Below are 436 nucleotides of genomic sequence, written 5' to 3' on the forward strand. Positions count from 1 at the left end.
CCGTTTGACTGGGTATTTTTCGCCTACGGCCTTCCATATGCCGATTATTCTCTGAATGAAAACGGAGAGATCATTCCATTTTTTGAAGATCCATCCTTCATTCCTGCCATGCATTATATCAAGGATTTGTGGGATTCGAAGGTAGTTGATCCGGAACTGATGCTGAATGACCAGTCGAAGAAGGAAGAGAAATTCTATCAGGGAAAGAGCGGAGCCATGCTTGCACCTCTGTTCCGCCACGTAACGCGTCATGAAAACAGCGTAAAAGAACTGTATCCCGATGCTTCCATTAGCTACGGACTTCCTCCGGAAGGGCCGAGTGGCGCAAGAGGACTGAACAAACAGGGAAAAAACGGCATGATGACCTGTATCACCACCGCGTGCAAGAACCAGGACAAAGCGGCTGCATTTATCGATTTTATGGTCTCCAAAGAAG

At 47.2% G+C, this 436-nt stretch carries 1 protein-coding gene; it reads left to right on the plus strand.

The window, feature by feature from the left end:
• On the plus strand, positions 1 to 436 hold a 436-nt coding region (locus tag NE664_14245), incomplete at both ends, for an ABC transporter substrate-binding protein (GenBank protein MCQ4727796.1).

The organism is Anaerotignum faecicola (assembly GCA_024460105.1).
Taxonomy (GTDB): Bacteria; Bacillota; Clostridia; order Lachnospirales; family Anaerotignaceae; genus JANFXS01.